Genomic DNA, 24,589 nt, shown 5'->3' on the forward strand with positions numbered 1-24,589 from the left:
TTAGGGTCGAGTCATGGCACGACGAGGTTCATACGCGAAGGGTGTCGCGAGGCGCGAGGAGATCCTCGAGAGCGCCCTCGACGTGATCGGACGCAAGGGGTATCAGAACGCCTCGCTCAAGGAGATCGCCGAGGTCGTCGGTGTCACACCCGCCGCCCTCCTGCACTACTTCGGATCGAAGGAGGAGCTCTTCACCGAGGTGCTCCGCACCCGCGATGCGCATGACGGTCTCGACCCGACAGGACTCGGGGCCGACGATGCCCGCACCGCCTTCCTCGACGTGATCCGCCACAACACCGAGGTTCCCGGCATCGTCGCGTTGTTCTCGCGGCTCTCGGTGGATGCCGCCGACCCGGAGCATCCGGCCCACCAGTACTTCCTTGACCGCAGCGAGCGGCTGAGGGAGTCGATCGCCGACGGCTTCGGAGCCGACGGTCGCCGCTCCCCCCTGGATCCGGACGCCCTCGCCCGCGTGATCCAGGCCGCGTCCGACGGACTTCAGCTGCAGTGGATGATCGACCCGACCGTCGACATGCCCGGCATCATGGGCGCACTCATCGACGCACTGCTTCCTCCGACTCCACCCACCTGAGTCGTCGAGACCCATCACCATCGCCGAGACCCATCGCAGGATGCGTCGCCGGCGATGGGTCTCGACGCGGAACGTGGGTCTCGACGCGTCTCACCCCTTCACGGCACCGCCGAGACCTGCCGAGCGCAGGAACACCGACTGGAAGACGAGGAACATCGCGATCGGGATCAGGGTCGCGATCGCGAGCGCGGCCAGGAACACGTCCAGTTCGGTCTGCGACTGCACGGCGGGGAGCCGCACCGACAGCGGCTGCACCGCGGGATCGGGCAGCACCAGCATGGGCCAGAGATAGTCCTTCCACGCGGCGATGATCGCGAAGACCGAGACCACCCCGAGGATCGGCTTCGACATCGGCAGCACGATCGACCAGAACAGCCGGAAGGGCCCGGCGCCATCCGTGCGCGCGGCCTCGAACACCTCGCGCGGAAGGCTGTCGAAGAACCGTTTCACCAGCAGGATGTTGAAGGCGTTCGCGCCCATCGGCAGCCACACCGCGAGGTAGTTGTTGAGCAGGCTCACATCGCCCAGCAGCGGTGGACGCACGATCGTCAGGTACAGCGGCACCAGCAGCACGATCCCGGGGATGAACAGCGTCGCCAGCACCAGCGCGTTGAGGATGGGCGCGTAAGTCGGGCGCAGCACCGAGAGCGCATAGCCCGCCGTCGTCGCGATGAACAGCTGCACGAACCAGGCCCCGAGCGCGATGATCACCGTGTTGAGGAAGTACTGGTCGATGTGGATGTCGTTCCACGCGGTCGAGAGGTTCTCCCAGTCCATGCCGTTCGGCCACAGCGCGAACGGCTGCTGCAGGGTGTCCTGCGTCGGCGTGATCGCCGACTTCGCGAGCCACAGGATGGGACCGAGTCCGGCGACGACCAGCCCGACGGCGAGGAACACGTGCGTGAGCGTCATCCCGATGCGGATGCCGGGGCGCCGACGTTCGGAGTCGGAGATGACGGTGCGATCGCCCGCACTGTCAGCGGCTTTCTCCGCGGCCCTCTCTGCGGCGCGGGTCGAGAGGCGGGTGGTGAGGCTCACGTCGTGCTCCAACGGTCGGTCAGCTTGAAGTACAGCCAGGAGAGGAGGGCGAGGATGATCGCCAGCAGCACCGAGACAGCCGTGGCCTCGCCGTAGTCGCCGCCCAGGCTGTTCCGGAAGGCCTTGTCGTAGATGTACAGCAGCACGGTCTTGGTCGCTCCCGCGGGGCCACCGCCGGTGAACAGGAACGGCTCGAGGAAGACCTGAGCGGTCGCGATCACCTGCAGGATCAGCATGATGAAGAGGATGCCGCGCAGTTGCGGCAGCGTGACGTGCCAGACCTTCTTCCAGACGCCGGCACCGTCGACCTCGGCCGCGTCGTAGAGCTCCGGAGGCACACCCAGGAGCGCCGCGAGGTAGATGATGATCGATCCGCCGGCTCCGGCCCAGGTGGCTTCCAGCACGAGCGAGGGCATGGCCTGCACCGCGTCCTGGATCCACGGCTGCGGCGGAATGCCCACGAACCCGAGCACGGTGTTGAACACACCGGACGGATCGGCACTGTAGAAGAACTTCCACAGCAGCACGGCCACGACCGGCGGGATGACGACCGGGAGATAGGCGAGCGCGGAATAGAGGCCCTTGCCGCGGCGCACCTCGCTCATGAGTACGGCCATCAGCAGGGGCAGCGGGAACCCGAAGAGCAGAGCGAGCACGGCGAACCACAGCGTGTTGACCACAGCGCGGCCGAGTTCGGGGTCACCGATCACCGCGAGGTAGTTGTCGAACCCGACCCACTCGGAGACGATCAGGTTGGTCTTCTGCAGGCTCATGACCACCGACTGCACGATCGGCGACCATGAGAAGAACACGAACACGAACAGCATCGGGAGCACGAACAGGAGGTTCGCGAGCCCGCCGCCGCGGAACCAGGTGAGGGGTGAGCGGCGGCGGGAGCGGCGCACAGCGGGCGGCGGAGAATTCTCCACCGCCGCCCGCTGCTCGGGGAGCGTCATCGTCATGAAGGGTTACTCGTCGAGCTTCGCCTGCGCATCGCTCTGCGCCTGGGCAAGGAGAGCGTCGATGTCGGCGTTCTGGTCGGTCAGGACCTTCTGCACCACGGTGTCGAGCAGGGCGTAGACCTCCTGCGTCTTGACCTTCGGCTCCCCCACCGGCGTCTGATCCCAGATGCGGTCGCTGAACGGCGCCATCTGGTCGACCGGCACGTTGATGTAGTCGGCGATCCACTCCTGCGACTCGTCGTACAGCTCGCGGCTGAGCACCGGCAGCAGCGGAGTGCCGACGGCCTGGCCCGACTCGTTCAGGGTCTTCGCGTCGAGCACCGCGGCGTCCTTGTCCATGAGCTTCTGCATGTAGTACCAGTCGATCCAGGTCACTGCGGCTTCCTTGGTCGCGTCGTCGACCGTGGGGCTGATCACCGCGATGTCACCGCCGCCGAGCGTGCCGGGGTCGTCGCCTTCCATGGGCACGACGGTCATGCCGTAGATGTCCGAGTCCATGCCGAAGTCGCGCACGAGAGCGGTGTAGATGTCGGAGCCGGAGGTGTACATGCCGATGTTGCCCGCGGCGAACTCCTGGTTGATGGTCCCCCAGTCGAGGTCGACCTTCGAGCCGAAGGCGTTGTCCTCCCACTTCACGTCGTGCAGGAACTGGAGGGAGGCCTTGGTCGCGTCGTTGTCGATCGTCGACTCGGCGGTGCCGTCCCCGTTGTCGGTCTGCGTGCGGCCACCACGGGCCACGGTCTGCGACGTGAGCTGCCATCCACCGGTGTTGTTGATGGCCATCTGCGCATAGCCGGCCTTGCCGGTGGCGTCCGTGATCTTCTTGGCGGCCTCGCGGATCTCGTCCCACGTCTCCGGAGGGCTGTCGGGGTCGAGCCCCGCCTGCTCGAACAGGTCGCGGTTGTAGTGCAGTGCTGCGGCGTACGCCTGCCGCGGGAAGCCGTAGATCTTGCCGTCGGCGCCGGTGACCCCGTCGAGGATGGTGGGGTTGAACTTGTCCGTGTAGCCGAGCTCTTCGATCGCGTCGGTCACATCCATCAGCTGCCCGTTCTCGAGCAGGGTCTTGGAGTCGGTGAACGGCACGGTGAAGACGTCGGGCAGGCTTCCCCCGGCGAGCTGCACGGCGAACGTGGGGCCTTCCCATTCGTACTCGACACCGATGATGTCGATATCGGGGTGTTCCTTCTCGAACTGCTTCTCCTGCGCGGCGAACGCATCGTACGCGGCCGCATCCGCCCCGGGCGGGAACGTCGCGACGCGCAGCTCGAGGCGTCCGTCGGCGCCGTCCCCGTCGCCGGCGGACGTGCATCCGGCAAGGGCGCCGACCGTCGCGAGCACGGCGATGCCGGCGACCATGGCCTTCGTTGGTGACTTCATTGTCTGTCCTTCCATGTGGTGCTGAACGGGTGGTGCAGGATCACGACGGCGCTCACTGCGAGCGCGTGGGGGTGGCGCGCAGAGCGAGCCAGGCTGTGGAGTCGGGTGGGAGCACGCCGTCGAGCGGCGCACTGGAGAGGAGGACCTCATGGTGTGCAGGCAGCGGCACGGCGACCGCCCCGAGGTTGGTGACGCTGAGCGTGCCGTCACCACGGCGGAATGAAAGGACGTCGGCGCCCAGTTCGAGCCACTCCAGGTGGTCGCCGGCGAAGTCGTCGATGCGCCGTCGCAGAGCGATCGCCGTGCGATACAGGTTGAGCGTCGAAGAGGGGTCCGCATCCTGCGCCTCGACGGTGAGCGCCGCCCAGTCCTCGGGTTGCGGCAGCCAGGGAGCGCCACCGAAGCCGTAGGGGCTCGTCGCCCCCGTCCAGGGCAGCGGCACTCGGCAGCCGTCGCGTCCCGGGTCGACCCCGCCGGAGCGGAAGTGCATGGGGTCTTCGATCGCGTCGAGCGGCAGCTCGACCTCAGGAAGGCCGAGTTCGTCCCCCTGGTAGATGTAGAGACTGCCCGGCAGCGCGGCGACGAGCAGCGCGGCGGCGCGGGCCCTTCGCGCACCGCGAGCCGGGTCGGTCGGGGTGCCGAAGCGCTTGCGCTCGAAGGCGAAAGAGGAATCCGCCTGCCCGTACCGCGTGACCGGACGCGTGACGTCGTGGTTCGAGAGCACCCACGTGGCCGGGGCACCGACCGGCGCATGCTCCGCGAGGGTGCGGGTGATGGAATCGCGCATGGCACGCGCACTCCACGGCTGCGTCATGAAGCCGAAGTTGAAGGCGGTGTGCATCTCCCCCGGGCGCAGGTACCGGGCGAATCGCTCTGCATCCTCGAGCCACACCTCGCCCACGAGCACCCGCTCCCCGTCGTACTCGTCGGCGACCGCACGCCACTCGCGATAGATGTCGTGCAGCTCGCCGCGGTCGATGTGTGGATGGTCCACCGTGGGCGCCGAACCTGCGGGGAGGTCGGGAAGCGCGGGGTCCTTGACGGGAAGAGCCGCCGAGTCGATCCGGACACCCGCGACCCCGCGGTCGAACCAGAACCGCAGGACGTCTTCGTGCTCACGTCGCACATCGGGGTGGTTCCAGTTCAGGTCCGGCTGCTCGGGGGTGAACAGATGCAGGTACCACTCGCCGTCGGTGCCGTCGGGGTTCCGCGTGCGCGACCAGGTCTCGCCCTGGAAGCTCGACACCCAGTTCGTCGGGATGACGTCGCCGTGCTCCCCGCGGCCGTGGTGGAACCAGAACCGTTCCCGCTCCGGACTGCCTGGACCCGCCGCCAGCGCCCGCTGGAACCACTCGTGCTGATCCGAGATGTGATTGGGCACGATGTCGACGATCGTGCGGATGCCCAGAGCGAGCGCCTCCGCGATCAGCTGCTCCGCTTCCTCCAGGGAGCCGAAACGGGGATCGATGCGGCGGTAGTCCTGCACGTCGTACCCGCCGTCGGCGAGGGGGCTCAGGTACCACGGGGTGAACCAGAGCGCGTCCACCCCGAGGCTCTTCAAGTACGGGAGCCTCGAGCGGACACCCGCGAGATCGCCGATACCGTCGCCGTTTCCGTCCGCGAAGCTGCGCACGTACACCTGGTAGATCACGGCCGTCCGCCACCAGCCGTCTCCAGCAGGCATGGTCAGGGTGCCGGCGGGTGCCGTCGTGCGCAGAACGTCAGTGTCCACGGAACTCCTCGTCGTCGGTGGCGATGAGTCGAATGTAGCTTTCTCAATCACTTAACGCAAGAACTAAACGAGTTGTCGCAAATTTGCGATGATTTGCGGGCACGACAATCAGCGCCCCTTCGGGGACCCGTGGTCAGAGGGGCAGGGGCCCCGTCGAGGCGCGCAGCACCAGTTCGGGCTCGAACAGGAGCTCGTCGCTCGGCTGAGCCGTGCCGGCGATCTGCGCGAGCAGGAGGGCGATCACAGCTCGCCCCATCGACTCGATCGGCTGCCGAACCGTGGTCAGCGGCGGCTCGGTGCAGCTCATCAGCGCGGAGTCGTCGAATCCGACGATGCTCACGTCACCCGGCACCGACAGCCCGGCACGCCGCGCCGCGCGCACCGCCCCGAGCGCCATCGGGTCGCTCGCGCACACGATCGCCGTCGCACCGGCGGCGAACAGTCGTGAAGCGCCCGCCTGGCCGGACTCGAGCGAGTACATGCCGCGCACGACGAGTTCGTCCGCCAGCGGTGCGCCGAGCGATTCGAGCAGACGTCGCGCCGATTCGAGCTTGCGGCGGGACGGGATGTGATCCTCCGGCCCCAGCAGCAGGCCGATCTTCCGATGCCCGAGCTGATGCACGTGCAGCACCGCCTGTTCCGCGGCGGCGGCGTCGTCGGTCGACACCGTGGCGAACGGCAGCTCCGGCACGCGGGCGTTGACGAGCACGGTCGGGAGGTTCACTTGACGCAGGCGCTCGTAGTGCTGATGCGCGGCGTCGGCCTGCGTGTAGTTCCCCCCGAGGAAGATGACGCCGGACACCTGCTGCGCGAGGAGCAGGTCGACGTAGTCCGACTCCGTCACACCTCCGGCATTCTGCGTGCAGAGCAGCGGCGTATACCCGTTCTGGGTGAGCGCACCGCCGACGATCTCGGCGAATGCGGGGAAGATCGGATTCTGCAGCTCGGGCAGCACCAGGCCCACGAGGCGGGCGCGTTCTCCGCGCAGCTTCGTCGGCCGCTCGTAGCCCAGGACGTCGAGGGCGGTGAGGACCGCCTGGCGCGTGGCGTCCGAGACCCCCGGCTTCTCGTTGAGCACGCGACTGACCGTCGCCTCACTCACTCCGACCTTGCGGGCCACCTCGGCGAGTCGCTTCGACATGCAGCCAGTGTACGCAAGTCCTTGCAAGAAGGCGCAAGCGGTTTGCGCTCCCTCGCGGAGTCGTCAGCGGACGTTGCCGTTGGAGCAGGTCTGCTGCGCGGCGGAGTTGCCCTTGATCGAATCGGGAAGCGCCACGACGTTGTCGGGGGTCGCTGCCGGGTCCGGAGTCGCCGCCGTGTCGGTCGGCTGTTCGCCGGCTGTGGTCGGCTCCTGCACGATCACACCGTCGTTGCGGTTGTTCTCGTGCGTGATCTGCAGCTGCGCGTTCTCGGCGAGCGCATCCCAGAGCGCAGCAGCTGCGGTGTAGTTGGGGACGACCTTGTTGGGGTTCGCCGAGTCCGCGCCGTTGGGGTACTGCACGAAGACGATGTCCTCGAACGGCACGGACTTGACCGCGAGCGCGATCTGCACGAGCGTCATCGGATTCGTGAGCGACTCGCTCGGTTCGAGGTTCTGGATCGCGGTGTTCGCGAGCTTGAGCATCACCGGGACGTTGCCGAGCACCTCGCCGCTGATCATCTTGCGGGCCAGGCTCGACATGTACTGCTGCTGATTGCCGATGCGGCCGAGGTCGCTGCCGTCACCGACCCCGTGGCGGGTGCGCAGGAACTGGAGCGCCTGCAGCCCCTCCACCGTGTGCGTGCCCGCAGCCATGTCGAGTCCGGTGTAGCGGTCCTTGATCGGGTTGGCGAGGCAGACGTCCACGCCTCCGATGGCGTTCGTGATCTCGATCACGCCGCCGAAGGTGACGCCGGCCGCGAACTGGATCTCCTGATCGGTCAGCTCGGAGATGGTCTTCACGACGCAGTTCAGGCCGCCGTCCGTGTACGCCGTGTTCAGCGGCTGCTTGCTCATCGCAGAGGTGGCGTTGCCGTTCTTGTCCGTGCAGGACGGGATCGGGACCATCAGGTCTCGGGGGAAGCTGACCACCGTGATGCGGCGCGGCTCCTGCGAGACGTGGACGAGCAGGTTCACGTCATTGAGTGTTCCTTCGGCGTCAGCTCCCGTGCACCGCTCGCCGAACAGGTCCTTGTACTTCTCCTCGCAGGTGTCCACCCCGGTGAGCACCATGTTGAAGCCGCCCTCGTACTCGCCGATGTCCGGCGGGATGGGGTCCTGGCCCTCGATCTCGACAGCATTCGCCGAGACCGTGCTCGTGAGGTCGTAGAAGACGTAGGCGCCGACGCCGAGGCCGCTCACCAGGACCACGGCGAGGCCGATGGCGATGAACTTCAGGAGTTGGCCGACGGTACCGGGAGTACCCAGCTGACCATGGCGCGCGATCGTGTGCCGGCGTCGGGGGTTCTGGCTCACTCGGGACCTTTCGGATTCAGCGCCGGTGCGGGGGACACCGTGCTCACAATGCGGAGGGTGTGGGATTCGAACCCACGAGACATCTCTGCCCACTGGTTTTCAAGACCAGCTCCATCGGCCGCTCGGACAACCCTCCCGGCAGGCACTTCTGCCGACCAGGCGTGAGTCTAGCCGAGTTCTATTCTCCGGCGCTGACCTGGGCGGGGGCTGGAAGCGTGTCGAGCGCTCGCGCCAGGCCACCGTCGACGACATCTGCGGTGACCTCGCCGGCTGCCTCCTTCACCACGTCCGGAGCCTGGCCCATCGCCACCGCCCGACCACCGAGCGCGCGCGCCCAGCCGAACATCCCGATGTCGTTGCGCCCGTCCCCGGCGACGAGGATGCGCCCCTCGCCGAGACCGAGCTCGGTACGCACCTGCTCCAGCGCCGTGCCCTTGTCCACACCCTGCGGTGCGATGTCCAGCCACGCCGTCCAGCCGATCGCGTACGACACCTCGTTCAGACCGGCGTCAGCGACCAGACGGTGGAAGTCCTCTTCGTCGTGACCGGGAGAGACGACGACGATGCGCGAGACGGGAAGGGCTCCGAGCTCGTCGAAGTCGACCTGTCGACCGCCGTCGAGCGTCCAGTCGTCGAGCTGCTCCGTGAACAGCCGCTGCCCCGAAGCCAGTTCCACCATGTACCTGGCGTCGGGCAGCCGCTCTCGCAGCAGACCGAGAACCGGGGTGGGGTCGAACGTCTCCACGTTCCAACGCTCCCAGTCATCGCCCGAGCGCCGCATCGTCACGGCCCCGTTGGAGCAGACGACGAAGTCAGCGGTCAGTCCGAGTTCCTCGACGTAGCGCCGCGTCGCCATCCAGCTTCGTCCGGTCGCGATCGTGACGACATGTCCGCCGTCGCGCAGGCGGGCGATCGCCTCCGGAACACCGGGGCTCATCGTCTCGTCCTGCAGCAGGATGGTCCCGTCGACGTCGAGGCCGACCAGCCAGGCGTCCGTCATCGTGCGGCCCGCCCCTCAGCGAGCGGCTCGATCACCTCGAGGCCGCCGAGATACGGGCGCAGCACCTCGGGGACGCGCACGGATCCATCCGCCTGCTGATGGGTCTCGAGCAGCGCCACGATCCAGCGCGTCGTGGCGAGCGTGCCGTTCAGCGTGGCGACGTGCTGCGTCTTCGCCGCGCCCTGCGCCGCACCATCCGCGGTCTCCACCACCGGCCGGTACCGCACATCGAGACGTCGGGCCTGGAACGTCGTGCAGTTCGAGGTCGACGTCAGCTCGCGGAAGGCACCCTGCGTGGGGACCCAGGCCTCGATGTCGTACTTGCGGGCGGCGCTCGAACCGAGATCTCCCGCTGCGACGTCGATCACGCGGTAGGCGAGGCCGAGGGAGGTCAGCATCTCCTCCTGCAGCGCGACGAGGCGCAGGTGCTCGGCCTCCGCGTCCTCGGCCGTCGTGTAGACGAACATCTCGAGCTTGTTGAACTGGTGCACACGGATGATGCCTCGGGTGTCCTTGCCGTGCGAGCCCGCCTCACGCCGGTAGCACGTCGACCAGCCGGCGTACCGGAGGGCACCGTCCGTCAAGTCGACGATCTCGTCCTTGTGGTACCCGGCGAGCGCGACCTCGCTGGTGCCGACGAGGTACAGATCGTCGTCCTTGTCGAGGTGATAGACCTCGTCGGCGTGCTCGCCGAGGAAGCCCGTCCCCTGCATGATCTCGGGGCGCACGAGCGTCGGGGTGATCAGGGGCACGAAGCCGTTCTGCAGCGCCTTGTCGAGCGCGAGGTTCATCAGCGCGATCTCGAGACGTGCTCCGATGCCGCGCAGGAAGTAGAAGCGGGCGCCGGAGACCTTGGCACCGCGTTCCATGTCGATCGCACCGAGGAGCTCGCCCAGCTCGAGGTGGTCCTTCGGCTCGAAGTCGAAAGCGGGCACGTCTCCCACACGCCGCAGCTCGACGAAGTCGGCTTCGCCACCGGCCGGTACACCGTCGATGACGACGTTCTCGATCCGGGCGAGGGCCGCGGCCGCGGCCTCAGCCGCCTCGTTCGCGGCGTGCTGGGCCTGCTTCACTCGCTCGGCGAGGTCCTTGGCCTGCGCGACCAGGGCGGCCTTCTCCTCCTTCGGGGCTTTCGCGACCAGCTTCCCGAAGGCGTTCTGCTCTGCTCGCAGCTCCTCGAATGCGGAGAGCGCCGACCGGCGCGATCGATCGGCCTCGAGTGCGACGTCGACGGTGCTCTGGTCGTTTCCACGAGCAGTCTGCGAGCGGCGGACGATCTCCGGATTGTCGCGGAGGAGTGCGAGGTCGATCATCCACCAAGTCTACGGTGATCGTCACACCCTCTCGGATGTCACACTCTCGGCGCAGCAGCGTCTTCCTCTGCAACGGCCGGCATTCCGCCGACCCTCGGAAAGGAACACCCATGAGCACTCGCGTCACCGCCCTCGATCAGCTGAACCTGGCGTTCGCCGACCGCTTCAACGCCCGTGACCTCGACGGATTGATGGCATTGAACACCCCGGAGGTGGTCTTCGTCCCCGCGCCGGGGACACCGGTCACCGGCACGGAAGCCGTGAGGGGCGCGCTCGAGCAGTTCCTCGGCCTGAACCTGCCGATCTCGATGACGGTCCGTCACGTCTTCGAGAGCGCGGGCACCGGCCTCGCGGTCGCCGACTGGACGATCTCGGGCGTCGCACCCGACGGGTCGGAGGTCTCCCTCGCCGGGACGACCGCCGACGTCGCGGTGTACGACGATGCGCACGGCTGGCGCTACGCGATCGACAACCCGTTCGGGACCGCCTGAGATGACGTGAGGGAGACCTGCAGGAGAGTCTCCCTCACGCCACCCCCATGCCTGTGCCGCGGCAGGCCTTCAGCGCCTTGCGTGCCCGCGAGATGCGCTGCCGGGCGGCGGCGGGTTCGATTCCGAGTCGCGTCGCCACCTCCTCCGCCGAGAGCCCGTCGGCTACCGTCAACAGCAGTGGTTCCCGAAGCGTGGGTGGGAGCGCATGCACAGCCGCCATTGCTCCGTCGAGCAGGACTCGCGCCTCGACGACGGACTCGACGCTGACGTGCTCGTCCGCCGCCCCTTCCAGCGTCGCGGCGGGGCGACGGGAGCGCTGTCTGGCGAGGTCGACGGCGACGTTCCTGGCGATCACGTCGAGCCAGGCGCACATGCGCCCTGGCTGCGGGGTGTCGAGGTGAGAGATCGACCTCCAGGCGCGCAGCAGCGCGTTCTGCGCCGCGTCGTCGGCGTCGTCGACGGGAACCCCGAGCGAGATGCTCCGTCGCCGCAGACGATCGGGGTCGCCTTCGATCATCGCGGAGAGCAACGTGCGAGCGGTGTCGTCGGAGTCATCGCGCATGTCTCCATTCTCCTCGCGCAGGGAAGGCCCGGCGCCGGATGGGCGACCCGAGTGGATCGCGGTTTAGAGTAGCGCCATGACCACGAGCGAACCCGTCCGGCGACAGGCGGCGCTCATCTACAACCCGATCAAGGTCGACGGCAAGCACCTCCGGGCTCGAGTGCGCGATCTCTCCCGGGAGGCCGGTTGGGAGCATCCCGCGTTCTACCCCACGACCGTCGAGGACGCCGGCCAGCTCGCCACGGCGCAGGCGCTGGAGCGCGGGGTGGACGTCGTGCTGGTCGCGGGAGGCGACGGCACGGTGCGCGCCGTGTCGGAGGCGATCGCGAACAGCGGGGTGCCGTTGGCGATCCTACCCAGCGGCACAGGGAATCTGCTCGCGCGCAATCTCGGGCTCCCGCTGGGCGACCCGACCGAGATGATCCAGGCGGCGCTCGGCGACTTCCGACACCCGATCGACATCGGCTGGGCGCGGCTGACTCGACAGGACGGTGAGGAGGCGCAGCATGCGTTCGTCGTCCTCGCCGGAATGGGTCTCGACGCCGACATGATCGCGAACACCCGCTCCGATCTGAAGAAATCCGTCGGGTGGATCGCGTACGTCGACGGCGCCGCCCGCTCCCTGCCTCGCGCGAAGCCGTTCCGCGCGGTCTACCAGATCGACGACGGGCGCCTGCATACCCATCGCGCCTACAGCCTGCTGTTCGCGAACTGCGGCACGCTCCCTGCCGGGATATCCCTGATCCCCGAGGCATCGATCACCGACGCCGCCCTCGACGTGGCGGTCATCCAGCCGACCGGCATGCTCGGCTGGTTCGCCGTCTGGCGGAAGATCTGGTGGGACAACTCCGTGCTGCGACGCTTCCGCGCGGGACGCCGAGTCCTCGAACGGCGCGGGAAGAACGCCTCCGTCCACTACTTCCACGGGGCCGCGGCCGAGGCTGCAGCGCCCGACCCGATCCCGATCGAGCTCGACGGCGACGAGTTCGGGGAAGCCGTGCGCATCACCTGCTGGGCAGACCCGGGGGCGCTTCTGCTGGCGCTGCCGACGGGCCACCCCGTGCACATCCTCTGAAGGACCGCGGGCTTCGGATTCAGCGCACCTCGACCGTGCCTTCGAGGCCTCCGCCGACGAGGGTCAGGGTGAAGGGCGCGTCGTCATCGACCGCGTCGTCCCCGAAGGAGAGCAGCGTGGCGCGCGGAGCCATGTCCATCGTGCAGGCCTTGGTCTCATCCGTCACGAACGTCGCCGTGCCGCTGTTCCCCGACCCCTCGAGGGATTCGATCTCCGGCGGGCAGGACGACGATCCCCAGGTGAGCAGCACCAGAGCGCCGTCGCCGGACCAGCCGGCAGACGGCAGGTACTCGGTCGACGTGCCGGGCGTGCCCGTCGCGGCGGGGTCGCCGTCGAGGTCGACGTCGTCGGTGATGTCGCCGTAGGTGACCTCGAGGGTGATGTCGGCTGTCGGATCCACGCCCTGCGGAAGCGCGCCGATGCTGGCCCGCGGAGCGAGGTCCTTCGTGCACGGCCGTGGCGACTCGCCCTCGGCGTCGACGAGAGTGACCGTGACGGTCTGTCCCTCGGCGCTCACCTGGTCCACCTGGGGGACGCACGTGGAGGAGCCCACCGTGACGACGGCGAACATGCGTCCGTCGTCGAGCAGCGCACCCTCGATGTCGTTCCGGTCGTCGACGCCGCCCGCGCTCGGCGCAGGGGAACTCGTCGGCGTCTCCGAACCGGGGCTCGCGGTGCAGCCGGCGACGAGGAGCGCCGCGGCGACGAGACCGACGACAGGGGCGAGAGGACGCAGCGCGGAGGTCATGCTCACAGGGTAGCCCTCGCGGACTCGCGACGGATAGCGCGACGACTACTGCAGCGCGGAGGTGAGGCGGGCGAGGTTGTCGAGCACGGTCGAGCGCAGCGGCTGCTGCATCCACTCCTCCAGCGTCAGCTCACGGCTGAGGGAGCGGTACTTGTCCTCGACCTCCCGCATCTCGGCGACGAACTCCTCGCCGCGCACCAGCATCGAGACCTCGAGGTTCAGACCGAAGGAGCGCATGTCCATGTTGCTCGACCCGACCACCGCGACCTCCTCGTCGATCGTGAGCGTCTTGGTGTGCAGGATGTAGGGCTTGCGATACATCCAGATGCGCACTCCCGCCTTGAGCAGAACCTCGTAGTAGCTGCGCTGGGCGTGATAGACCATCGCCTGGTCGCCCTCTTCCGAGACGAACAGCTCGACGTGCACGCCACGGTCGACGGCGGCCGTGACCGCGAGGAGCAGGGCTTCGTCGGGGACGAAGTAAGGGCTGACGATCATGATCTTCTTCTTCGCCGCGTAGAGCAGTGCGAGGAAGAGACGGAGGTTGTTCTCGACTTCGAACCCCGGGCCGGAGGGCACGACCTGGCAGTCGAGATCCCCGGAGCCGATGTTCGCGTGGGCGATGTCGATGCCCTCGAGCACCGTGTCGGTCTCGCTGTACCAGTCGGCGACGAAGATCGCGTTCACGCTCAACACCACGGGACCGTCGAGACGGACCATCAGGTCGACCCAGTGCAGTCCTCGCTTGATGTTCTTCTTCAGGTTGTAGGTCGAATCGGTGATGTTCTGCGACCCGAGGAATGCGATGTTGCCGTCGACGACGAGGAGCTTCCGGTGGTTGCGCAGATCGGGGCGCTGCATCTTGCCCTTGAGCGGCTGCACCGGGAGCATCAGGTGCCAGTCCGCCCCCATCGCGTTGAGTCGCGCGATGGTCTGCTTGTAGCGGGGCTTTCCGCGGTTCGCCCAGTGATCGAGCAGCACGCGGACCTCCACCCCTCGCGCGCAGACCTCTTCGAGGGCGCGGAAGAAGTTGTCGGTCGAGTCGTCCGACTGCAGGATGTAGAACTCGACGTGCACGTACTCCTGCGCGGTGCGGATGGCCTCGGCCATCTCATCGAGCGACTCCTGGTAGTCGGAGATGAGGTGGGCGCCGTTGTCGCCGGAGAGCGGGAGAGCGCCGAGCTTCTGGTTCATCTGCACGATCGGGCCGAACCACGCAGGGGCGTTCGGGCGCAGGGTCCCGAAGTGCAGGTGCTCGCTGGTCTCCGCGATGTACTCGTTGATCTGATCCTGCTTGCGTCGACGCGCCCGCGGGAGGCGTGGGTTGCCGATCATGAGGAACAGGAAGACGCCGACGAAAGGGATGAAGAAGACGGCGAGCAGCCACGCCATCGCGGCGGTGGGGCGGCGGTTGCGGGGGATGACGATGATCGCAGTGACGCGGATGACGATGTCGAGCATCAGCAGGAAGGCGGCGATCCACCATGCCCAGCTATCCGCCGTCATCGTGCCCCCTCGCCACCGCAGTGACCGTCACAGCTCACGCGCATCTGAGCAGATGCACTGGCTTCACAGTAGCCGATGGGGTGGGAATCAGCCGCGTGGCGGGAGGCCCCGCGCTGCGCGCTCCTCGGCTTCGATCTGCGCGTGCACCTTGCGTTCGGTGCGGTCGAAACGGAGGATGCCTCGGACCACGAGGAAGAACACGACGCTCACTCCGACGGTCGGCAGAAGCGACCATGCCGCGGCGAGCCAGAAGTTGTCCATCCCTCCATGGTACGCGAGCCACTGTTCGTGCACACTCCGGCACTCACAGGATCTGCGTCCACAAGCCCCCTTTTCCCCTCCCGTCCGCCCCGCCGACGTGCACACTCTCGAGATGACCACAGTTCTCCGCGCCACCGATTCCGCCGCATTCCTCGGCATCGTCCCCTCTCTCGCCGGCTTCACGCCCCGTCGGAGCATCGTCCTCCTCCCGTTCCGCGGCTCGCGCACCGACGGTGCCATGCGTCTGGACCTCCCCGAGGAGAGCACCGATGTCGGTCGCTATGCCGACAACGCGGTCGGGCTCGTGGCACGGGTCTCCGGAACGGATGCGGTGGCCGTCGTCGTCTACACCGATCAGGATGCGCACCCGACGCGCGACGGCCTGGTGCTCCCGCACGCGGTGGTGATCGACGAGGTGCTCGGCTGCGCGGAGGATGCGGGTCTGCGAGTCGTCGACGCTTTGTGCGTGACGCCGTCCGGCTGGTCGAGTTACCTCGAGGAGGAACCGGAGCTCGGGTCTCTCGCGCAGATCCGCATTCCGTCCGACCTGCCGCCGATGGAAGACGTGTCCGGAGATCAGAACGTCGGCACGGAGCTGCCGACCGTCGATCTGGCGGAGAAGGAGCGGGTCGGGCGAGCATCCGCCGACCTCGACGCGCTCCTCGATCGGCGCGGGCGCGCTCCGCGAAGCGCCAGGGAGAACCCTCAGCTCATCGCCGCACTCGTCCTGCTCGACGACGTGCCCGCGTTCCTCGAGTCGGTGCTGGCTGCACCCGACGGGCTTCCGCCCTTCGCGACAGCCGCGCTGCTGTGGTGTCTGGAGAAGCCGCTGCTGCGCGACGTGGCGATCGCGCAATGGGCGACCGACCTCGCGGGAGGCATCCGCACGCTCGACGCCCAGACCGCCTTCGCCGAGTCCGGGATCATGGTTCCCGACGAAGTGGGCGACGTGTTCCTCGGACGCGGACCGACGCCCGACACCGAACGCCTGCGGTGCGCCCTCTCGGTCGCGCGCGAGGCAGCCGCCCGTGCACCCCGGCACTCGCGACCCGCCCCGCTCACCGTGGCCGCGTGGCTGTCCTGGGCGCTGGGGCGCGCCAGTCACGCGGGCCGCTACCTCGAGATGGTGCGCGAGATCGACCCTCGGTACTCGCTCGCCGCACTGTTGGAGACCATGATCGGCGGGGCCATGCTGCCGGAATGGGCGTTCCGGCGCGGCCCGATGGGATGAACGACTCCGTGGACTACTTCACCAGAGGGAAGAGGATGGTCTCCCGGATGCCCAGACCCGTGATGGCCATCAGCAGTCGGTCGATCCCCATGCCCATCCCGCCGGACGGCGGCATGCCGTGCTCGAGGGCGCGAAGGAACTCTTCATCCACGGGCATGGCCTCGACATCGCCGCGTGCTGCGAGCTTGGCCTGCTCGACGAAGCGCTCCCGCTGGATCACGGGATCGACGAGCTCGGAGTATCCCGTCGCCAGTTCGAAGCCGCGGATGTACAGGTCCCACTTCTCCACGACGCCCGCGATCGAACGATGCTCGCGCACGAGGGGCGACGTGTCGACGGGGAAGTCCATCACGAACGTGGGGCGGACGAGGTCGCCCTTCACGAAGTGCTCCCACAACTCCTCGACGAGCTTGCCGTGGGTGGCCTGCGGTGGCAGATCCACATCGTTGGCCTCCGCGAAGGCGATGAGGTCCTCGACGGAGTCCTGCGGGGTGATGACACGACCCGAAGCGGCCGAGAGCGACTCGTACATCGAGATGCGGTCCCACTCACCGCCGAGCTCGTACTCGGTGCCGTCGGCCCAGGTCACCGTGGTGGAGCCGGCGACCGCGATCGCCGCGTTCTGCACGAGCTCCTGCGTGAGCGCGGCCATCTGGTTGTAGTCGCCGTACGCCTGATAGGCCTCGAGCATCGCGAACTCGGGGCTGTGCGTCGAGTCAGCACCCTCGTTGCGGAAGTTGCGGTTGATCTCGTAGACGCGCTCGATGCCACCGACGACGGCGCGCTTGAGGTACAGCTCCGGCGCGATGCGCAGGTACAGCTCGGTGTCGAACGCGTTCGAGTGCGTGATGAACGGGCGGGCAGAGGCTCCTCCATGCTGCACCTGCAGCATGGGCGTCTCCACCTCGAGGTAGTCGTGGCTCGTGAACGTCGAACGCAGGCTCGCGTTCACGGCGGCCCGAGCACGGACGGTGTTGCGCGCCTGCTCCCGCACGATCAGGTCGAGGTAGCGGCTGCGCACCCGGCCCTCTTCGCTGAGCTCGGAGTACGCGTTGGGCAGCGGGAGGATCGCCTTCGCAGCGATCGTCCAGTCGTCGGCCATGATCGACAGCTCGCCGCGACGGCTCGAGATGACTTCACCGTGCACGAAGACGTGGTCACCGAGGTCGACGTACTCCTTCCAGTCCGCGAGGGATTCCTCGCCGACGTTCGCGAGCGAGATCATGGCCTGGATACGCGACCCGTCGCCGGCCTGCAGGGTGGCGAAGCAGAGCTTGCCGGTGTTGCGGCTGAACACCACTCGGCCGGCGACCCCGACGACGACGCCGGTCTCGGCACCCGCTTCGAGGTCGCCGTACTCGGCGCGCAGTGCGGGGATCGAGTGAGTGACGGGCACTCCGACGGGGAATGCCCCTCCCCCCGCGTTCGACCGCTTCTCGATCAGACGCTCGCGCTTGGCGAGCCGCACGGCCTTCTGCTCGTGGACGTCCTCATCGGTGGAGGGGTCGGTCGATGCCGATTCGGGCGCGGGCGACGCGTCAGTCATGTGGGGGGCTCCTTGGAAGTCCCTCCCAGTTTACCGAGGCGGCGTGACGCCATCGGTCGCGTGCTGGGTAGCCTCGGAGAATGGCCCACACACGGATCCTCCGCGCGTTCGCTGCACTCCCCCTCGCCCTCGTGGCGGCCTTCACCCCGGCTGCGGCGTTCGCGACGTCAGCCGAGCACGCCGCTCACGCCGCAGCCGGTCCGATCCGCGCCGCCACGACCGATGTCGACGACTTCTCCTACAGTTCCTGGGACGCGGCGTACGAGGTCGGGCTCGATGACGACGGCCGCGCGCGGATGCGTGTGACGGAGACGCTCGTGGCGAGTTTCCCCGACGCCGACCAGAATCACGGCATCGTCCGGGGGCTCGCGACCTCGTACGAAGGGGCCAGCACGGAGACGACGGTACTGTCCGTGACCGACGGGAACGGCGCGGAGGTGCCCTACGAGACGGACGAGGAGGACGGTCTCCTCTACGTGCTCACGGGCAACGACGACGACTTCGTCCGGGGTCTCACCACGTACGTGATCGAGTACGAGATGCGCGATGTGATCCTGGCGACGAAGCCCTCTGCGGGGTCGTCGGCTCCTCCCGCGGACGAGTTCTACTGGGACCTGCTGCCGCTCGACAGCACGCAGTCCATCGATCGCTTCCGTGCTGACGTCACGCTCGACTCCTCCTTGAGCGCTGCGCTCAACGGGGCCACGCGCTGCTACACCGGTCCCTCCGGATCGAAGGACGAGTGCGAGCTGGACGGTCCGATCGCGGACGGGCGCGATGTGACGTTCCGCGTCGAATCGGGAGCCCGTCCTGCCGGCGACGGGGTGACCCTCGCCATCGGCTTCGACGCCGGTACGGTCACCCAGCCTCTCGCCCGTACCCCCGACCCCGTGGCGGACGTCACCCCGATCGTCGCCGCCGTCGGCGCGCTCGGGCTCTCGGTCGGCAGCTGGGTGGCCGTCTCGGCCTTCACCCGGAGACGCCGAAGGGCGACCGGAATCGTGGTCGCCCAGTACGACGTGCCGGATTCGCTGCCTCCCCTGCTGGCCGCCGCCGTGGTGCCCGGTGCCAAGGACGTGATCCCCTCGGAGATCGTGCACCTGGCCGTCCGCGGCAAGCTGCGCATCGAGGAGGGGGCGGAGGAGGAGGAGCCCCGGTTGCGTCGGCTCCCCGGAACGCGACTTCCCGACCAGCTCGACGTCGAGGCCCTGGATGCCCTCTTCACCGACGCGGACGGCGAGGGTGTGGTCGACCTACCCACCGCCGATGAGACGTTCGCCGCGCGGATGACCGCCCTGGAGCAACGCGGGACGATCGAGGCGCAGAACCGCGGGCTCACCGAGAAGGCGCGCAGTCGGGCGGCCGTGATCCTGCAGTGGTGTGCGATCGGCATCGCGGTCATCGGTCTGGCGTTCGGGATCTGGAGCGCGGCCAGCGGGCGGCTCTCCGCGATCCCGGCGCTCGTGGTGATCTCCTTCGGCGCTTTCCTGGTGCTGCTCTCCAGCATCTACGGCTTCTCGAAGCACACGGTGCTCACGGCCGAAGGCGCCCGCACCTACGAGTACCTGCGCGGCGTCGAGGAGTTCATCCGCGTCGCGGACGCCGACCGCCTGCGCATGCTGCAGTCCTACAGCGGGGCCGAACGTCGAGCAGACGGCACCGCCGACGTCATCCACATCTACGAGCGCCTCCTCCCCTACGCCATCCTCTTCGGCATGGAGGACGAATGGGGCGAGGTGCTCGAGAAGGCGTACACGCGTGCACAGCACGGCGCCACCTGGATCGGCGACCCGACCTCGTTCGTGCTGCGCGCGCAGCTCGCCTCATTCGTGGCCTCGTCGCACTCGGCGGCGACCTACTCGGCGCCGTCGACGGGGTCCTCGTCCAGCGCGGGCGGGTCCTTCGGCGGCGGATTCTCCGGTGGCGGGGGCGGCGGGGGCTTCTCGGGCGGACGATGACACGGCGGCTTCCCGCACCCTGCGCTGAGACGCGGCGGGAACCGCTCAGATCAACGGCGGAACGTCGGAGGCTTCGCGCAATGCTCTCTCGACGGTCGACTGCACGAGCGCCGAGAGATAGCCTCCGGGGTTCTCCACACCGATCTGCCGCAGTCGCTCGGTCGACTGACCGATGATCGACCGCGAGAACTCCGTGGCCGTCGCGATGGCATCCGCATAGGCGGGACGATCCGCTTCCGCGATCACCACGGGCTCGCATCCCATCTCCACGGCGAGCGCCTGGGCGATCGGCAGCACGGCGGCCGGCGCTGTCACCGCGGCGAACCCGGCCTGGAGCTGGCGGAGGTCGATCGACGTCCCCGTGAAGGTGATCGCCGGATGCACGGCGAGAGGGATCGCGCCGCGCTCGGCCGCAGGACGCAGCACCTCGATGCCGTAGGCGGGGTCGGTGTGCAGCACGAGCTGACCGATCTGCCAGCCGCCCACCTCCGCGATGCCGGCGACCAGAGAGGGCAGTTGCTCCGAGGGGACCGCGATGATCACGAGCTCGGCTCGACGCACGACCTCCAGCGCTTCGAGCACCGGCACATCCGGGAGCACGGCGGAGGCTCGCTCGTCGTCGGAGCCGCCCGTGATGCCGATCACGGCGTGGCCTGCACCACCGAGGGCTGCGCCCACGACCGGGCCCACACGGCCGGCACCGATGATGCCGACACCGAGGCGCCCGTCACGTGCCATCGTCGCTCCGTCTCCGCCGTCGCAGCGGGGGTTCGGAGGGAGCCTCGGGCGCGGCGGGAGGCACGGCCGGAGGAACCGGGGTCGGGGTCGTGGCGTTCACCGAGGGCGAAGACGGAACCGCCGGAGGCAGGGGCGGAGCGACCGGCGCTGTCGCCTGTGGCACGACTGGAGGCGCGAGCGGCGCTACCGGAGGTGCGGGCGGAGCTGCCGGAGGTGTGGGCGGCACGACCGGAGGCGCGGGCGGAGCCGTGTGCTCCGGAGCCGGGAAGACCGGCGCCGCCCCCGTGTACGCCGGAGGTGCGGCGACGGGCGGCGGTCCCGTGTACGCAGGAGGTGCGGGAGGTGCGGCGACCGGCTGCGGCGCCGCATGCTCGCTCCACCGGTGAGTGGTGTCGCGGGACGCGGCCTCCGCCGCTGCGGCCGTGACCTCGTCGATCAGCGCCAGCGCATCGGCACGCTCGAGACCGGACAGGTAGCCGGTGATGGGACCGGGAACGGTGTGCACCTGCGCACCGGACACACGCTGCGCGCGGTCGATCGGCCCCTGGCTCAGCGAGACGCCCTGCAGCCGTGCGAGCGGGAACACGGCGAGCTTGCGCCACACGTTCCCGCGGCGGAGCAGCAGCCCGAAGTCGGCGACCAGGTACCCGTGACGCTTCCAGGAGAACGGACGTCGCCACCGCGCTCGGCGGGGCATGGTCCGATAGGTGTCGTCACCCTCAGGGCCGACGATGCCCTGCTCCCACAGCGCGGGGATGCTCTCGGCGGGCACGTCGGGAAGGACGAGCGCGAGCACCCGCTCGACATCGGCACGCTTGCCGACCGGCAGCACCACGTTGAACTGCTGGCCGCTGCCCGATGACTGCTGCGCCGCGCTCTTGCCGCTCATCCGGTTGATCTTGATCGTCCACCAGCCGAAGGGACGCCACAGCAGCGACTGCGACACCTCCACGGCGAAGATGCGACCGGGCGGGAGCGTCTCGGTGACGGTCGTGAGGAGACCGTACGTGATCCGCACGCCGTCCGGTGTCGGCGCGATCGAGTAGCGCAGCGATTTGGAGATCTGCGCCCAGGTGATACCGACCACGGCGACGATCATGGGAACGCCCATGCCGAGTCCCAGCCCGAGGAGGATGAACCCCCCGTCCGAGTTGCCGTCGGCCAGCATCCCGATCAGGGCGCTGCCGATCGCAATCGCGAAGATCGCACCGAAGAAGACGAACCACAGCAGTCCGGAGATGAGCTGCGATCCGACCAGCCGACCGGTCGGGATCTTCACGACGCTCTCGGGGACCACGTCGGCGAGATCGACTCCGGCGATCAGACCGTTGACTCCCGCGTTCATCGATCCGACGAGCTGCGCTCGCGCGGATGCCGGTGCGGCCGCCGCCGCTGCGGCTGCTGCCGGGTTGAGCGCGGCGTCGCGCGCCGCGCGCGCACCGGACGCCAGACGGAGGATGTCGGCGCGCACGGATTCGGCACGCGGAGTAGCCAGATACTCCAGCTCGACGTTCGCGTCATTGCCGGCACCGACGACCTCGAGCTTCGCGAGGCCGATGATGCGCGCGGGGAACGGACGCGTCAGGTTGACGCCCTGCACGCGGTCGAGCGGCGCGCGTCGGTGCGAACGGAAGATGATGCCCTTGCGGACCTCGACGTGGTCACCGGTGATGCGGAACTGCTGGAAGCGCCAGATGAACCAGAAGATCAGGATCAGCACGATCACGAGGCCCAGCACGCTCAGCAACGCGACCAGGATCAGGTTGTTCGAGAGAACCCAGTCGACGGGATCGGCGCCGGCGTAGTCGCCGTAATGCGCCTCTTCCGGCGCGAAGAGCGCGACGGCCCAGGAGATCAGGCGGTCGCGCATGTTCGCGATGACGATGCCGCCGATGATGATGAGCGCCAGGCCGCCCTTGAAGAGCGGCGTGAGCGGGTGCATCCGGTGCCACTCGCCGTTCGCGAGGGTCGTCGGGGCCTCCCCCGCCGATGCCTGCGGGCTGTGCGTCGCGAGCGGAGGCTGCTGCTCGCTCACAGGCCGGTCCGTCGGGTCTCGGCCACATGGATGAGCGTGTCGCGCAGTGCCTCGGCCGCTTCCTGCGTGAGACCGGGGATCTGCACACCGGTCGTCGCCGCAGCCGTGACCATCTTGAGCTGGGCGATCCCGAAGGCACGGTCGAGCGGCCCCTGCGTGATGTCGACAAGCTGCATGCGGCCGTAGGGCACGGCGATCATGCGCTGCCAGAGGATCCCCTTGCGGAAGACGATGTCGTCGGCGCGCAGCATGTAGCCGATCGCCCTCGCCTGACGCGGGAGGATGATCAGGGTGACCACCGTGATCAGCAGGATCACACCGGCCGGGATCCACACCCAGTCCTGTTCCAGCACGATGTTCAGCACGATCGCGGCGGCGGCGACGATCACGAGGAAGATCACGTTCTGGACGATCTGCGAGACGACGTAGCGCGGCGAGATCTGGTGCCAGGTGCCGTCGAGCTCCAGGCGGGCCTCGTTGCGCGCCGTGCGCAGCTGCGTGTACGTGCCACGGTCGAGGGCGTCGAGGTCAGTGCCCTCCGCCGGGTTCAGGGGCGCGGTCTCTGGGTTCTGAGTCATCAGGATCCTTCGGCAGGGTGCAGAACTGTTCGGCGACGAGAGCGGCGATCACGAGGACGATCGCACTTCCGATCAGGGCCAGCATGGCCACAGTCGACCCTACCGGCGGAACGACGGGGCGCGACAGGAGGAAGACCAGCAGCCCCGCTCCGAACCCCGCCATGATCGCGCCGAGAAGGCTGGATGCACGGGCGAGCGTCGCCGCTCTCAGCGCACGGAACGGGTCGATGCGGATGCCCGAACGCACACTGCGTCGCACCGGCCAGGCGACGCCGAGAGATGCCGCGGCGATCAGCAGCAGGAGTACCGGCAGCAGGAGCGACGGCGTGAAAGTCGCGCGCCCCGAGGCCGTCAGCAGATGGTCGAGCAGGAAGCCGACGCCGCCGCCCAGCAGTGCGAGGAGGACGAGCACGCCGGCGGAGGTGCGTCTCATCCCTCGCCTCCGGCACGAAGGGCGGCCGCGAGGTCGGCGACCCTCCCCCGACCGAGCAGCACCGCGTCCTGATCGACGTCGAGCCAGGGGTCGAGCACGAAGAGGCGTTCGGCGGCACGCGGGTGCGGCAGCTGCAGATGCGGTTCCTCGGAGATGACGTCGCCGTACGCGATGAGGTCGAGGTCGAGGGTGCGGTCGCCCCAGCGCTCACGGCGCTCCCGACCGTTCTCATCCTCGATGGCGTGCAGCATTCCGAGCAGGATCTCGGGGGCCAGACGCGTGGTGACCAGTGCCACCGCGTTGACGTAGCCGGGGGCGTCGGGATCGGGACCGTCGGGCCGGAGGGCGACCGTCTCGAACAGCTTCGACAACCGCACCTCGCTGACCAGCGGCAGTCGTGCGATCCGCTCGGCGGCAGCGGTGATCGTGTCATGGCGATCGCCGAGGTTCGCGCCGAGGGCGACGACGGCCGTCACCTCCGGCCGCCCGGGGCGAGGCGCCGGCATTGCGGGTGGGTTCGCGAGGTTGCGGCTCATGCGGTGGTGTCCTCCGGCGCATCAGGGGTTCGGCGGCGATGCAGGGTGACCGCCACATCGGCGAAGTCGAGGGGAATCGGGGCGTGGGGCTTGTGCACCGTCACGGTGATGTCCTGCACCCGTGGGTCGTCGAGACCGACCGCGGCGATGCGTTCGGCGAGCGTCTCGATCAGGTTCACGGGCTCCCCCGACACGACCGCGGCGACCTTCTCGGCCAGCTCGCCGTAGTGCACCGTGTCCACGACATCGTCGGAGGCAGCGGCACGCGCGAGGGAGAGCCGCAGTCGCAGGTCGATCGTGAACTCCTGGCCGTCCTGACGCTCGTGCTCGAAGACGCCGTGACGACCGAACACCGTCAGACCGGTGAGGACGATCTCGTCGAGGGGCTCCATACGTCTAGCGTACGGGGATCGCCCCGAGAC

At 68.5% G+C, this 24,589-nt stretch carries 24 protein-coding genes and 1 tRNA gene; 5 read left to right on the forward strand and 20 right to left on the reverse strand.

What is annotated here, in order from left to right:
- The first annotated feature begins 13 nt into the window (after positions 1–13).
- Positions 14–592, forward strand: coding sequence for a TetR/AcrR family transcriptional regulator (locus tag ILP86_RS19030; protein ID WP_046746725.1), 579 nt, complete (start codon positions 14–16; stop codon positions 590–592).
- 90 nt (positions 593–682) lie between these two features.
- Here ILP86_RS19030 and ILP86_RS19035 read toward each other — a convergent pair whose 3' ends face one another.
- The 9 genes from ILP86_RS19035 to serS form a co-directional block, all read right to left on the reverse strand.
- Entirely contained in the window at positions 683–1,630 is a 948-nt protein-coding gene (locus tag ILP86_RS19035; RefSeq protein ID WP_046746726.1) for a carbohydrate ABC transporter permease, read from the reverse strand.
- Positions 1,627–2,592 (reverse strand): carbohydrate ABC transporter permease, encoded by a 966-nt coding sequence (locus ILP86_RS19040; RefSeq protein WP_193762694.1) that lies wholly within the window; start codon positions 2,590–2,592, stop codon positions 1,627–1,629. The genes ILP86_RS19035 and ILP86_RS19040 overlap by 4 nt, the downstream gene beginning before the upstream one ends.
- 6 nt (positions 2,593–2,598) lie before the next feature.
- Positions 2,599–3,969, reverse strand: a complete 1,371-nt coding sequence (locus tag ILP86_RS19045) for an ABC transporter substrate-binding protein (RefSeq protein ID WP_193762695.1) — start codon at positions 3,967–3,969, stop codon at positions 2,599–2,601.
- A gap of 52 nt (positions 3,970–4,021) precedes the next feature.
- Positions 4,022–5,653 (reverse strand): glycoside hydrolase family 13 protein, encoded by a 1,632-nt coding sequence (locus ILP86_RS19050; protein WP_193762719.1) that lies wholly within the window; start codon positions 5,651–5,653, stop codon positions 4,022–4,024.
- A 181-nt stretch (positions 5,654–5,834) separates the two neighbouring features.
- On the reverse strand, positions 5,835–6,842 hold the full coding sequence (locus tag ILP86_RS19055) for a LacI family DNA-binding transcriptional regulator (RefSeq protein WP_017204694.1): 1,008 nt from the start codon (positions 6,840–6,842) through the stop codon (positions 5,835–5,837).
- 63 nt (positions 6,843–6,905) lie between these two features.
- Positions 6,906–8,156 (reverse strand): LCP family protein, encoded by a 1,251-nt coding sequence (locus ILP86_RS19060; RefSeq protein ID WP_061018215.1) that lies wholly within the window; start codon positions 8,154–8,156, stop codon positions 6,906–6,908.
- A gap of 51 nt (positions 8,157–8,207) precedes the next feature.
- Positions 8,208–8,292, reverse strand: a tRNA-Ser gene (locus tag ILP86_RS19065).
- A 42-nt stretch (positions 8,293–8,334) separates the two neighbouring features.
- Complete coding sequence (locus ILP86_RS19070; RefSeq protein WP_113680714.1) at positions 8,335–9,156, reverse strand: HAD family hydrolase; 822 nt, start codon at positions 9,154–9,156, stop codon at positions 8,335–8,337.
- Complete coding sequence (gene serS, locus ILP86_RS19075) at positions 9,153–10,469, reverse strand: serine--tRNA ligase (RefSeq protein ID WP_061018213.1); 1,317 nt, start codon at positions 10,467–10,469, stop codon at positions 9,153–9,155. The genes ILP86_RS19070 and serS overlap by 4 nt, the downstream gene beginning before the upstream one ends.
- A gap of 110 nt (positions 10,470–10,579) precedes the next feature.
- Here serS and ILP86_RS19080 point away from each other — a divergent pair, with 110 nt between their 5' ends.
- Positions 10,580–10,960, forward strand: coding sequence for a nuclear transport factor 2 family protein (locus ILP86_RS19080; protein ID WP_058631524.1), 381 nt, complete (start codon positions 10,580–10,582; stop codon positions 10,958–10,960).
- A 34-nt stretch (positions 10,961–10,994) separates the two neighbouring features.
- Here the strand turns inward: ILP86_RS19080 and ILP86_RS19085 are convergent, their stop codons facing one another.
- A complete protein-coding gene (locus tag ILP86_RS19085; RefSeq protein WP_193762696.1) occupies positions 10,995–11,522 on the reverse strand; it encodes an RNA polymerase sigma factor in 528 nt (175 codons plus the stop codon).
- Positions 11,523–11,598: 76 nt separating this feature from the next.
- Between ILP86_RS19085 and ILP86_RS19090 the strand changes: the two genes are divergently transcribed.
- The gene (locus tag ILP86_RS19090) at positions 11,599–12,597 is read left to right on the forward strand and encodes a diacylglycerol kinase family protein (protein ID WP_113680717.1); all 999 of its coding nucleotides are present in this window, start codon (positions 11,599–11,601) and stop codon (positions 12,595–12,597) included.
- A gap of 19 nt (positions 12,598–12,616) precedes the next feature.
- Here the strand turns inward: ILP86_RS19090 and ILP86_RS19095 are convergent, their stop codons facing one another.
- The 3 genes from ILP86_RS19095 to ILP86_RS19105 form a co-directional block, all read right to left on the reverse strand.
- Positions 12,617–13,345, reverse strand: coding sequence for a hypothetical protein (locus tag ILP86_RS19095; RefSeq protein WP_193762697.1), 729 nt, complete (start codon positions 13,343–13,345; stop codon positions 12,617–12,619).
- A gap of 45 nt (positions 13,346–13,390) precedes the next feature.
- The gene (gene cls, locus ILP86_RS19100) at positions 13,391–14,851 is read right to left on the reverse strand and encodes a cardiolipin synthase (protein ID WP_046746734.1); all 1,461 of its coding nucleotides are present in this window, start codon (positions 14,849–14,851) and stop codon (positions 13,391–13,393) included.
- Positions 14,852–14,938: 87 nt separating this feature from the next.
- Entirely contained in the window at positions 14,939–15,112 is a 174-nt protein-coding gene (locus tag ILP86_RS19105) for a hypothetical protein (RefSeq protein ID WP_164734077.1), read from the reverse strand.
- A gap of 112 nt (positions 15,113–15,224) precedes the next feature.
- Here ILP86_RS19105 and ILP86_RS19110 point away from each other — a divergent pair, with 112 nt between their 5' ends.
- Positions 15,225–16,343, forward strand: a complete 1,119-nt coding sequence (locus tag ILP86_RS19110; protein ID WP_061018211.1) for a DUF4192 family protein — start codon at positions 15,225–15,227, stop codon at positions 16,341–16,343.
- Between the two features lie 13 nt (positions 16,344–16,356).
- Here ILP86_RS19110 and lysS read toward each other — a convergent pair whose 3' ends face one another.
- The gene (gene lysS, locus ILP86_RS19115; RefSeq protein ID WP_058631529.1) at positions 16,357–17,889 is read right to left on the reverse strand and encodes a lysine--tRNA ligase; all 1,533 of its coding nucleotides are present in this window, start codon (positions 17,887–17,889) and stop codon (positions 16,357–16,359) included.
- 80 nt (positions 17,890–17,969) lie between these two features.
- On the opposite strand from lysS, the gene ILP86_RS19120 reads away from it, so the two are divergent.
- A complete protein-coding gene (locus tag ILP86_RS19120) occupies positions 17,970–19,847 on the forward strand; it encodes a DUF2207 domain-containing protein (RefSeq protein WP_193762698.1) in 1,878 nt (625 codons plus the stop codon).
- Positions 19,848–19,892: 45 nt separating this feature from the next.
- Here the strand turns inward: ILP86_RS19120 and ILP86_RS19125 are convergent, their stop codons facing one another.
- Genes ILP86_RS19125 through folB form a run of 6 tightly spaced genes read right to left on the reverse strand, consistent with a single transcriptional unit; the run spans position 19,893 to position 24,559 of the window.
- Entirely contained in the window at positions 19,893–20,585 is a 693-nt protein-coding gene (locus tag ILP86_RS19125; protein WP_046746738.1) for a DUF2520 domain-containing protein, read from the reverse strand.
- A complete protein-coding gene (locus ILP86_RS19130) occupies positions 20,575–22,620 on the reverse strand; it encodes a PH domain-containing protein (protein WP_193762699.1) in 2,046 nt (681 codons plus the stop codon). Before ILP86_RS19130 ends, ILP86_RS19125 begins: the two co-directional genes overlap by 11 nt.
- Positions 22,617–23,198 carry a PH domain-containing protein gene (locus tag ILP86_RS19135; protein ID WP_046746740.1) on the reverse strand — a complete coding sequence of 194 codons (582 nt, stop codon included), beginning with the start codon at positions 23,196–23,198 and terminating at the stop codon, positions 22,617–22,619. The genes ILP86_RS19130 and ILP86_RS19135 overlap by 4 nt, the downstream gene beginning before the upstream one ends.
- On the reverse strand, positions 23,149–23,631 hold the full coding sequence (locus ILP86_RS19140; protein WP_046746741.1) for a DUF3180 domain-containing protein: 483 nt from the start codon (positions 23,629–23,631) through the stop codon (positions 23,149–23,151). The genes ILP86_RS19135 and ILP86_RS19140 overlap by 50 nt, the downstream gene beginning before the upstream one ends.
- The gene (gene folK / locus ILP86_RS19145; protein ID WP_046746742.1) at positions 23,628–24,167 is read right to left on the reverse strand and encodes a 2-amino-4-hydroxy-6-hydroxymethyldihydropteridine diphosphokinase; all 540 of its coding nucleotides are present in this window, start codon (positions 24,165–24,167) and stop codon (positions 23,628–23,630) included. The genes ILP86_RS19140 and folK overlap by 4 nt, the downstream gene beginning before the upstream one ends.
- Positions 24,164–24,559: a dihydroneopterin aldolase gene (gene folB, locus ILP86_RS19150; RefSeq protein WP_058631535.1), complete on the reverse strand. Its 396-nt coding sequence runs from the start codon at positions 24,557–24,559 to the stop codon at positions 24,164–24,166. The genes folK and folB overlap by 4 nt, the downstream gene beginning before the upstream one ends.
- Positions 24,560–24,589 lie beyond the last annotated feature (30 nt).

This window comes from Microbacterium sp. R1, from assembly GCF_015159725.1.
GTDB lineage: Bacteria > Actinomycetota > Actinomycetes > Actinomycetales > Microbacteriaceae > Microbacterium > Microbacterium oxydans.

Bases quoted from the DNA above. Each gene is read 5' to 3' on its own strand.
- cls (WP_046746734.1), bottom strand. From the start codon at position 14,851: ATGACGGCGGATAGCTGGGCATGGTGGATCGCCGCCTTCCTGCTGATG.
- ILP86_RS19105 (WP_164734077.1), bottom strand. From the start codon at position 15,112: ATGGACAACTTCTGGCTCGCCGCGGCATGGTCGCTTCTGCCGACCGTC.
- ILP86_RS19055 (WP_017204694.1), bottom strand. From the start codon at position 6,842: ATGTCGAAGCGACTCGCCGAGGTGGCCCGCAAGGTCGGAGTGAGTGAG.
- ILP86_RS19085 (WP_193762696.1), bottom strand. From the start codon at position 11,522: ATGCGCGATGACTCCGACGACACCGCTCGCACGTTGCTCTCCGCGATG.
- ILP86_RS19080 (WP_058631524.1), top strand. From the start codon at position 10,580: ATGAGCACTCGCGTCACCGCCCTCGATCAGCTGAACCTGGCGTTCGCC.
- ILP86_RS19070 (WP_113680714.1), bottom strand. From the start codon at position 9,156: ATGACGGACGCCTGGCTGGTCGGCCTCGACGTCGACGGGACCATCCTG.
- ILP86_RS19050 (WP_193762719.1), bottom strand. From the start codon at position 5,653: ATGCCTGCTGGAGACGGCTGGTGGCGGACGGCCGTGATCTACCAGGTG.
- ILP86_RS19120 (WP_193762698.1), top strand. From the start codon at position 17,970: ATGGCCCACACACGGATCCTCCGCGCGTTCGCTGCACTCCCCCTCGCC.
- ILP86_RS19110 (WP_061018211.1), top strand. From the start codon at position 15,225: ATGACCACAGTTCTCCGCGCCACCGATTCCGCCGCATTCCTCGGCATC.
- folB (WP_058631535.1), bottom strand. From the start codon at position 24,559: ATGGAGCCCCTCGACGAGATCGTCCTCACCGGTCTGACGGTGTTCGGT.
- ILP86_RS19045 (WP_193762695.1), bottom strand. From the start codon at position 3,969: ATGAAGTCACCAACGAAGGCCATGGTCGCCGGCATCGCCGTGCTCGCG.
- ILP86_RS19135 (WP_046746740.1), bottom strand. From the start codon at position 23,198: ATGACTCAGAACCCAGAGACCGCGCCCCTGAACCCGGCGGAGGGCACT.
- ILP86_RS19040 (WP_193762694.1), bottom strand. From the start codon at position 2,592: ATGACGATGACGCTCCCCGAGCAGCGGGCGGCGGTGGAGAATTCTCCG.
- ILP86_RS19095 (WP_193762697.1), bottom strand. From the start codon at position 13,345: ATGACCTCCGCGCTGCGTCCTCTCGCCCCTGTCGTCGGTCTCGTCGCC.
- lysS (WP_058631529.1), bottom strand. From the start codon at position 17,889: ATGACTGACGCGTCGCCCGCGCCCGAATCGGCATCGACCGACCCCTCC.
- ILP86_RS19125 (WP_046746738.1), bottom strand. From the start codon at position 20,585: ATGGCACGTGACGGGCGCCTCGGTGTCGGCATCATCGGTGCCGGCCGT.
- ILP86_RS19140 (WP_046746741.1), bottom strand. From the start codon at position 23,631: ATGAGACGCACCTCCGCCGGCGTGCTCGTCCTCCTCGCACTGCTGGGC.
- ILP86_RS19030 (WP_046746725.1), top strand. From the start codon at position 14: ATGGCACGACGAGGTTCATACGCGAAGGGTGTCGCGAGGCGCGAGGAG.
- ILP86_RS19090 (WP_113680717.1), top strand. From the start codon at position 11,599: ATGACCACGAGCGAACCCGTCCGGCGACAGGCGGCGCTCATCTACAAC.
- folK (WP_046746742.1), bottom strand. From the start codon at position 24,167: ATGAGCCGCAACCTCGCGAACCCACCCGCAATGCCGGCGCCTCGCCCC.
- serS (WP_061018213.1), bottom strand. From the start codon at position 10,469: ATGATCGACCTCGCACTCCTCCGCGACAATCCGGAGATCGTCCGCCGC.